We start from the raw sequence: 7,551 nt of genomic DNA, 5'->3' as shown, positions 1-7,551 counted from the left end.
CTTGACCGTCAACATCACAGGATTCATTTGCGGCAGACTGGCTTTCTTCTTTCGAACTTTCCCTTTGCAGCGGCGCGGCGAACCATACATTATCAACAGGTATCTGGCGAGTTCGGCTTTCGCGCGTTCGGCTTTCGCGCGCTGCCTATGTGCCGGTTTCGGCGTGTTTCTTGATCTCTCTCAGCATGCCGGCAAAGATCATCGCATGCACCGGGTACAGCCCACACCAATAGATTTCTCCGGCCAGCCCGCGAGGCTGGAACCATGCGCAGCAGCGCAGAAGTGTGCGGCCCTGGGGTTGTGACGCAAGGTTGAATTGCAGCCATGCTTCGCCAGGCAGCTTCATTTCCGCCCGGAGAAGCACCGTGCTCGGGGCTTCGGCACGTTCTACTCGCCAGAAGTCGACGGCATCGCCCGTTTGAATACCGGAGGCTCGTGGCCGGCCACGCTTCATGCCTACGCCGCCGATCAGTTGATCAACCCAGCCACGGGCACTCCACAAGAAGCCCGCGTAGAACCACCCGTTCGTGCCGCCGACGTTTTCGATCAACTCAAACACGCGGTCGGGTGGAGCATCGATGATCGTTTCCCTGACGTCGCAGATGATCCCCTCGGCGCGAAATGTCCGGTGCGACGCTCCTCCCATGCTCGGCAGCGACATCGAAGGTGCGGCTCTCTTGAGGACCTCCTCGACAGCCGCGTCGTACGAGATCGGCCGGATCGAAGGAAACAGCCGGGCCACAAGCGTATTGGTGCAAATCGACTCGCTCCTCAAGCCCTCGATGAGCGGGCGGGATACTGCCGGCGGCACTGGTGTGACGAAATCCAACCAGTACGACGACAAGCGCGGAGTCAGTACCGGAATGCGTATCAGCAAACGGCGAAGTCCGCGGTGCCGCGCATAAGCAAGCATCATGCTGCGATAGGTCTCGATGGTCGAGCCGCCAATTTCAATAGGCTCTTCCACGGCGTCACGCAGGTGGAGCGCAGCTTCCAGGTATTCGAGAACATCGCTTACCGCTATCGGCTGAGTCTTTGTCACCACCCAACGAGGGCAGATCATGACTGGGAGGCGTTCTGTCAGACAGCGGATGATTTCAAACGAAGTGCTGCCATTGCCGACGATGATGCCGGCCCGCAGTTCGACGAGAGGCGGCCCAAACTTCCGCAACACCGCGCCCGTCTCGTGCCGGCTCTTCAGGTGCGACGAGACCGCGGCTCTTGTCGACGCCAGACCCCCCAGATAGATCACCCGGCGTACCCCAGCCTGCTTTGCCGCGGCAGCGAAATTGTAGGCAGCCTGCCGGTCTCTCTCTTCAAACCCCTCGACCCGCCCCGACATCGAATGAATGAGGTAGTAAGCGACGTCGATTCCATCCAGCGCCGAAGGAAGCGTCTTGGCGTGCAGTGCGTCTGCCTCAACAAACTTGATTTGTGGTTGAAGCTGGGGAGCGCGCGCGGTATCGCGCACCATGCAGGCGACGTCGTGACCCGCTGCTGAGAGTTTTTCTGCCAGTTGCCGTCCGATGTAACCGGACGCGCCAGTAACCAGGACCCTCATGAGGCGCCTTTATTCAGGCGCCAGATTCCGAGGTTCAGATAGGAAGCGTACGTTACCCAGACGAGATAGGGTGTCATCAGCCAAGACGCTAAGCCTGAATGTTCCGAAAACCTCATGGCTGTGGCAGCGATTGCAAGCAACAGCACGATGATTTCTATCAGGGCCGCTCCGGGCCGCCGCAGACCGAAGAAGATATAAGACCAAAGTCCATTGAGGATCAATTGCGTCGAAAACAGCATCAACGCCAGCCCTACATGTTCGTGAACTCGCTGCCGCCAAACCAGCCAGGCTGACGTCGCCATCAGCAGGTAGAGAGTTGACCACACCGGGCCGAAAACCCATGGCGGCGGGGTACCCGCGGGCTTGAGCAGACCCGGATACCAGGTTTTCACCGATCCCGACGTGAATACCGATCCGCTCGCAGCCACTGCGAAACATATTCCAACGAAGATGAGGAGGGCAAGCCAGTCTCTAGGCATGTGTCCGCTCCAGCTTCGCGATCTGCTCGATGTAACTCTTGGAGTTAAACTTTCGGCCGGTACTGGCGAGCGACATATACCGCACCTGTCCAAACACCGGACGCTCGAACCATGGGCGGTCGTGCTTGCCTACGATTGCCCACGCAATGCCGGCATAACCATTCGGATCGCGTCCGTCGAGTTCGTATCGATCGTTCAGCCAGATGGCGCGCTGATACGCCGATGCAATCGACGGGCTCCACTCCAGGATCTTCTTAGCCCAGTACATGCGCAAGTAGTTGTGCATCCACCCGGTTAACACCATCTCCTTCTGCGCCGCGTTCCACAGCGAGTCGTGCGTTTCTGCATTATCGAGCTGTTCCTTGGAATATACGATGGGGCGGCGGTCCGAGGAGTGCCGTGCAAACGACCGGTCTGCCCAGGGCTCCAGGCACTCCATCGAGTCATAGACAGGGTTGAATCGAACGAAATTGACGGCCAGTTCCCGGCGGACGATGAGTTGCTCAAGAAACGCTTGCTTTGCCGTCTCCGGTAAATCCTCTTGTTGCACCCGGAGCGCAATCGATTGTGGTCCAATGTGCCCGAAGTGGAGGTATGGAGACAATCGGCTGGTGTTGTCGCTCTCCGGCCGATTTCGGCCCTCGGGGTAGATGGCTAGTTTTTCCCGGACAAAGTCATCGAGTCGACGCACCGCCTCCTGATTGCCTCCTCGCCATGCGGTCGCCGGTGCAACGGAGCGATCGAGAGTCCAGCCGCGCGTGAAATCCTCTTGCCAATTCGACGAAGACAGCTGCGGCGGCGCAGAACAAAGTACACGAGCTACTGGATTGTCCGGCGGCTGCAAGAACTTCGGAAGTAGCTCTAGGAGACGCGGTCGGATCGTTCTGGCGGCGTAGTGCTCTCGTCCCAACAGCCTGGATGGAACGATCACGTCCGCATCGACCGTCCAGAACGGAACCGACAGGGCACCAGCGACTTTTTGTCGCCATGCTTCGGTCTCTCGTAAAGGGTTTTCGTCCCCAACCACGATTGCGGGATGAACCTGTTCACAGAACTTGAGAAGGCTGTGGTCTGGGTACACCCGGAACACAAACCCAATGCCGCGACGAGTAAGTCCGTCGGCGATGTCAGCAATACCCGAAGCAAGGAAATGGAAATGCCGCGCGTTTGCGCCGGGATAGAAAGGGACAGGAGCAAAGAAGACCACGACCGGCTTACCCAGCTCGTTTCCCAGATTTACCGCAACGTCTAACGCTGGGTTGTCGCAGGCTCGCTGCGCACGTTGCATCCAGTAAACTACACAGCTTCCGTCCGTGTCTGGAGTCCCGGCGCGACGTACCAGTACGCGAGGGTCTTCGCTCATCTTCTGTATTAGATTCATGCAAGAAGTCGAATGCGGGAGGATGGCGGCTGCGCCGTCCCCCCGCACTGGCAGGTTAGCGGGCATGTGCTACTGCCGGTGAACCACCCCAGCGCCGCTGGATTCCCTTCCATGAGACTGCCTGATATACGGCTGAGAGTCCCACCAACAGGTACACAACGGAACTTAGAGCCGAGGTTTCGCCGAAGCGCATGCCAAAAACTGTAGCCACGAGGTCAAACCGCGCCGCTCCCACCAGCGCCCAGTTCAAACCACCGATGACAAGAAGTATCGCCGCAATCACGTCAATTTTCTTCATATCCTTCTCCAATCAGTTGCTGAGTTATTGCCGAGCCGTTACTGCAGGTTGGGCAGAATGACCGTGTCAATCACGTGGATCACCCCGTTCGACGCCGGAATGTCGGTCTTGATCACCTGGGCGTCGTTCACCTTGACGGTGCCACCACTGGTCGAAATCTGTACGTCCTGGCCGTTGACCGTTTTTACCGAGGAGAGTTTCACCACCTGCGCCGCCATCACCTTGCCCGCTACCACGTGGTAGGTCAGGATGGCGCGCAGCTTATCTTTGTTCTCCGGCTTGAGCAGGTCTGCCACCGTGCCGGCCGGCAGCTTGGAAAACGCTTCGTCGGTGGGAGCAAACACCGTGAACGGGCCCGCGCCCTTCAGTGTTCCCACCAGGTCAGCGGCCGCCAGCGCCGTTGCGAGCGTCTTGAACGACCCCGCTGCAACCGCCGTGTCCACGATATCTTTTGCCGCGCCCTTGCCCGCAGGCGCGGCGACTGCCAACATTGAACTCGACAGCAATACTGCGATTACCGCAAATCCGATCCGCTTCATTTCAGGTTCTCCTTTTTCGTTGCACCGTTTGTCCAGTTGCGCTATTAACTGTAAGTCACACTTGTTTTCATAACATGACAATCTGTTCTCGGGGAGCAAGTCGTGTGACTGACAGTTAAAGGACCAGCGGTTTCTTTGACCAGCAGTCAAAAGGGGAAGTTGTGGCGATGAATAAGACGATCACCGAAGGCCTGAAGCCCTACGCGCTGGGAGAGAAACTCCGGGGATTGCGGCTGAAGAAGAGTATGGGCCTGGTCGAACTTGGAAGACACACGGGGCTGTCGCCGGCCATGCTGTCAAAGTTGGAGCGTGGAAAACTATTCCCGACTTTGCCCACGCTCTTGCGCATTGCACTTGTCTTCAGCGTAGGCCTCGACTACTTCTTCGCCGACGAGCGCAAGCGTCGTGTCGTTGTGGTCGTGCGCAAAAAGGATCGGGTCCGTTTCCCGGAGAGACCGGGAGGCGGCGAGATCGCCTACCATTTCGAGAGCCTTGACTTCAAGGCGAACGAGCGGAAGTTGAATGCGTTTCTGGCGGAATTTGAGCCGGTTCCGACAGACAAGGGTCGAATGCATCAGCACCCCGGAGTGGAATTTCTTTACATGATCCGCGGGAAAATCGATTTGATCATTGGCTCGGAAACGCACACGCTCGATGCGGGCGACGCGATCTATTTCGATTCAGGCGTCCGCCACGCCTACCGGCGAGCCGGCAAGACACCCAGCACCGCCGTGATCGTTACCGCTCCGTAAGAGATCCGAGCCTTCGGAGGCATTAAACGGAAGAAGCTAGCGCGACAGTGTTGTCGCAATCACCTGGACGACAAACGGGCCTGGGAGAGTGGCGGGGCACTGTAAATGGTGATAACAGCCCATAACGTAAGTTTGCGCCGTTTGTTCGCCACGCGGAAGCCCTTAGCCCTTGCGGCACGGCGCGCACTGCACGATCAGCGCGAGCTGCCGCTCGACCTGCTGCTGCGGGTGATGAGACGCTGAGGACGCTCCGATTCGTAGCTCTTGCGAACCATCAGCGCGATCCTACAACAATCACTTGGTCGTACCACTTGTCCCGATCGCGATGATCGACGCGGACATTGCGGAATCCAGTTCGGCACATCAGGTCAGCAACGTCATCGGGGGAGAAGAGACGAAACCCGTGCTTCGAAACCGCGTGCTGCTCCATCTTCTCCTTCGACCTAATCGCTACCGCTGCCGTTCCATCTTGCTTGAGGACTCTGTGGACCTCGCCCATTCCTTCCTCAGCATCAGGCCAGAAGTAGATAGTGTTGATCGTGAAGATACGGTCGAAGATTGCGTTGCGGAATGGCAGGTGGACAACGTCTCCCAGCTGGACCCGCAAACGGCCCACTTCGATTTCCCGCTGGAACTTGTGCTCTGCCCGTTTGACCATCTCAGTGGAGACATCGACGCCTTCGACCAGCCCTGTTCCCGTCCGCGTCACGAGCCGCGATAACGCGGAACCACCCCCGAACCCAACCTCCAGAACATGGTGCTCTGCCCTGACGTCGAGTATCGCGAGAGTTGCATCAACGATCTGGCTGTTGACCCGGTTCAGCAGGCGGCTCATCACAAGCGAACCGAACCAGCCGCTCGGTTGGCGCAACTGTGCCGCCATGAATTCAGTGATCCCCATCGTTCCCTTACCGACTGCTCGAATATCCTACTCGGGTAGAGCCGGAGCCGGTATCTCAACTTAGGGCGAGCGGCGATTGCGAGGGCCTCAAGTTGTCGCGGACTCACGAGCGGCTCTTGCTCACCGCCTCGCTGAAGTTCTTGTTGCAGCTCACGCACTACAGGCGGTCGCTGTCGAGGCGGCAGAGGGTGTGGCGGACTCGATTCCGCCACGCGCCCGCAGTTACTTTGGTTTGATCCTATTACTTCCGTTTCATGCTATTTCCCTGAGTTGCACTTACGATGCGGGCACAGGGCAAGTGCAGGCACGCTTGCCAGAAGGATGTTAAGACGAGGCTGAAGTGGAAGACATGAAAGACAACCCGTGCGCCGTCTCTCAGGAGCTGATCAATCTTCAATGCCTGCGGTGCGGCGCGGGCACGACCGGAAACTTCATAACGATCGTCGAGTGCCCGCGCTGTGGAGCGCTGGACTACCACATCTTCACAAGCCATGTTTCGCTTGTCGAATCGACCGCCGACCGCCGACCTTGCACGCCAGACAACAAGGACGTCATCAACAAGATTATCGAACTGGTGCAGAGCAAGGCACGATAAAGCACCTGACCTTTTGCGGCGCGTTCGGCCAACAAGCACTCCGTTCGAATCAGGCGTCGCTGTGACAGGCTACTTGCGCGTGATCATCCAACCGATGAATACGCCCGCGACCAATCCCAGCCCGAACGTCGCTGCCATTGTCTCTACCGGGTGACGTTTCACGCGCTGCGCTGCATCATCCAATAGTTCCTCAGCGACGTCGCCGCTCCGCTTGACAGCGTGCTTGATGACACCGACGCTCTCGTCGATCGCGTCCGCCATCGCAGACGATGCGCGCGAGAGCCTGTGAATGGATGCAGCCACCTGCGTCTCAGCCTTCTCAAGGATGTTCTCTGCCATAAACCCGTTCCTCCTTCAGGGACTTGCAAGGGTCGATCGAAGGCGCTCTTGTCGAACGGCGCGCCGCAGCCTCTCAGGCCGCTTCAGCTTCTAGCCTACGCCGAAGACCCTCGCGGCGCTCAGGGTCACCGTAGCCGCCCAGTTCATCAAGGAAGTGTTGCGCCGCTTCTGCATCGCCAGCGGCTTCTATCACGCCGACGATCCAGCTCAAGTTGTGCTCGCCGTCGAGGTAGGCCATGATCGCCTTGCGCGCCCACATTGCGTCCGTCTCGTCGATGGGCTTGCCGTCCATGCCGATGCTCCTGCTGCTCAAGTAGAGCGCGCTGATGGTTGTGATTCAATGCCGAACCGGCGTGCAGCCTAGGAAAACTGTTCCCGATTCGGGCTCATCACCGGTGATTCGGATCACTGATTCCGAGTCTGCATCGCTCTACTGTAGGGTGTCACCGAAGTTCGTGCATCGCTTGCGTGCGCCAGCCCGGTCACGATGCACGATGGGTTTCAGGCTATCTCAATCAACATCAGGGTGGGCGGTGTTCTATGGTCGCCAAGTGTGCGAACCAAAGTTGCTCTGCCGGGTTTCATCGCCTCCTCGAAGGCAAGGTGTTCGTCGGACAGTTTCGTTCTTCTCCTGACGCACCACGCGAGCGTCGATACGCGTGGCTTTGTGAGACGTGCTCGGATCAGATGACCGTGGTCTTCGACG

The 7,551-nt window shown here is 58.4% G+C and carries 11 protein-coding genes; 2 read left to right on the top strand and 9 right to left on the bottom strand.

All coding sequences use genetic code 11. The annotated features are described in order from the left end of the window. Positions 1-145: 145 nt before the first annotated feature. The 5 genes from VF515_05000 to VF515_04980 form a co-directional block, all read right to left on the bottom strand. Complete coding sequence (locus tag VF515_05000) at positions 146-1,561, bottom strand: SDR family oxidoreductase (protein HEX7406993.1); 1,416 nt, start codon at positions 1,559-1,561, stop codon at positions 146-148. Beyond that, positions 1,558-2,040, bottom strand: a complete 483-nt coding sequence (locus tag VF515_04995) for a TspO/MBR family protein (protein HEX7406992.1) — start codon at positions 2,038-2,040, stop codon at positions 1,558-1,560. Before VF515_04995 ends, VF515_05000 begins: the two co-directional genes overlap by 4 nt. Continuing rightward, positions 2,033-3,328, bottom strand: coding sequence for a deoxyribodipyrimidine photo-lyase (locus tag VF515_04990; GenBank protein ID HEX7406991.1), 1,296 nt, complete (start codon positions 3,326-3,328; stop codon positions 2,033-2,035). Before VF515_04990 ends, VF515_04995 begins: the two co-directional genes overlap by 8 nt. 148 nt (positions 3,329-3,476) lie before the next feature. Further along, positions 3,477-3,719, bottom strand: a complete 243-nt coding sequence (locus tag VF515_04985; protein HEX7406990.1) for a DUF378 domain-containing protein — start codon at positions 3,717-3,719, stop codon at positions 3,477-3,479. Between the two features lie 38 nt (positions 3,720-3,757). Then, complete coding sequence (locus VF515_04980; protein ID HEX7406989.1) at positions 3,758-4,258, bottom strand: fasciclin domain-containing protein; 501 nt, start codon at positions 4,256-4,258, stop codon at positions 3,758-3,760. A 167-nt stretch (positions 4,259-4,425) separates the two neighbouring features. Here VF515_04980 and VF515_04975 point away from each other — a divergent pair, with 167 nt between their 5' ends. Continuing rightward, entirely contained in the window at positions 4,426-5,010 is a 585-nt protein-coding gene (locus VF515_04975) for an XRE family transcriptional regulator (protein ID HEX7406988.1), read from the top strand. 274 nt (positions 5,011-5,284) lie between these two features. Here the strand turns inward: VF515_04975 and VF515_04970 are convergent, their stop codons facing one another. Next, positions 5,285-5,911 carry a class I SAM-dependent methyltransferase gene (locus VF515_04970; protein ID HEX7406987.1) on the bottom strand — a complete coding sequence of 209 codons (627 nt, stop codon included), beginning with the start codon at positions 5,909-5,911 and terminating at the stop codon, positions 5,285-5,287. A 340-nt stretch (positions 5,912-6,251) separates the two neighbouring features. Here VF515_04970 and VF515_04965 point away from each other — a divergent pair, with 340 nt between their 5' ends. Beyond that, positions 6,252-6,506 (top strand): hypothetical protein, encoded by a 255-nt coding sequence (locus tag VF515_04965; GenBank protein HEX7406986.1) that lies wholly within the window; start codon positions 6,252-6,254, stop codon positions 6,504-6,506. A gap of 69 nt (positions 6,507-6,575) precedes the next feature. Here the strand turns inward: VF515_04965 and VF515_04960 are convergent, their stop codons facing one another. The 3 genes from VF515_04960 to VF515_04950 form a co-directional block, all read right to left on the bottom strand. Next, on the bottom strand, positions 6,576-6,845 hold the full coding sequence (locus tag VF515_04960) for a hypothetical protein (GenBank protein ID HEX7406985.1): 270 nt from the start codon (positions 6,843-6,845) through the stop codon (positions 6,576-6,578). 73 nt (positions 6,846-6,918) lie between these two features. Then, a complete protein-coding gene (locus tag VF515_04955; GenBank protein HEX7406984.1) occupies positions 6,919-7,137 on the bottom strand; it encodes a hypothetical protein in 219 nt (72 codons plus the stop codon). A gap of 209 nt (positions 7,138-7,346) precedes the next feature. Then, a partial coding sequence (locus tag VF515_04950) for a hypothetical protein (protein HEX7406983.1) occupies positions 7,347-7,551 on the bottom strand: 205 nt, incomplete at its 5' end.

The organism is Candidatus Binatia bacterium, assembly GCA_036382395.1.
GTDB lineage: Bacteria > Desulfobacterota > Binatia > HRBIN30 > HRBIN30 > JAGDMS01.
The sequence above is the reverse complement of the archived record's forward strand: the minus strand, read 5'-3'. Positions and strand labels throughout refer to the sequence as shown.

Coding starts and splice junctions, on each gene's coding strand:
- VF515_05000 (HEX7406993.1), bottom strand. CDS start 1,561: ATGAGGGTCCTGGTTACTGGCGCGTCCGGTTACATCGGACGGCAACTG.
- VF515_04995 (HEX7406992.1), bottom strand. CDS start 2,040: ATGCCTAGAGACTGGCTTGCCCTCCTCATCTTCGTTGGAATATGTTTC.
- VF515_04990 (HEX7406991.1), bottom strand. CDS start 3,328: ATGCAACGTGCGCAGCGAGCCTGCGACAACCCAGCGTTAGACGTTGCG.
- VF515_04985 (HEX7406990.1), bottom strand. CDS start 3,719: ATGAAGAAAATTGACGTGATTGCGGCGATACTTCTTGTCATCGGTGGT.
- VF515_04980 (HEX7406989.1), bottom strand. CDS start 4,258: ATGAAGCGGATCGGATTTGCGGTAATCGCAGTATTGCTGTCGAGTTCA.
- VF515_04975 (HEX7406988.1), top strand. CDS start 4,426: ATGAATAAGACGATCACCGAAGGCCTGAAGCCCTACGCGCTGGGAGAG.
- VF515_04970 (HEX7406987.1), bottom strand. CDS start 5,911: ATGGGGATCACTGAATTCATGGCGGCACAGTTGCGCCAACCGAGCGGC.
- VF515_04960 (HEX7406985.1), bottom strand. CDS start 6,845: ATGGCAGAGAACATCCTTGAGAAGGCTGAGACGCAGGTGGCTGCATCC.
- VF515_04955 (HEX7406984.1), bottom strand. CDS start 7,137: ATGGACGGCAAGCCCATCGACGAGACGGACGCAATGTGGGCGCGCAAG.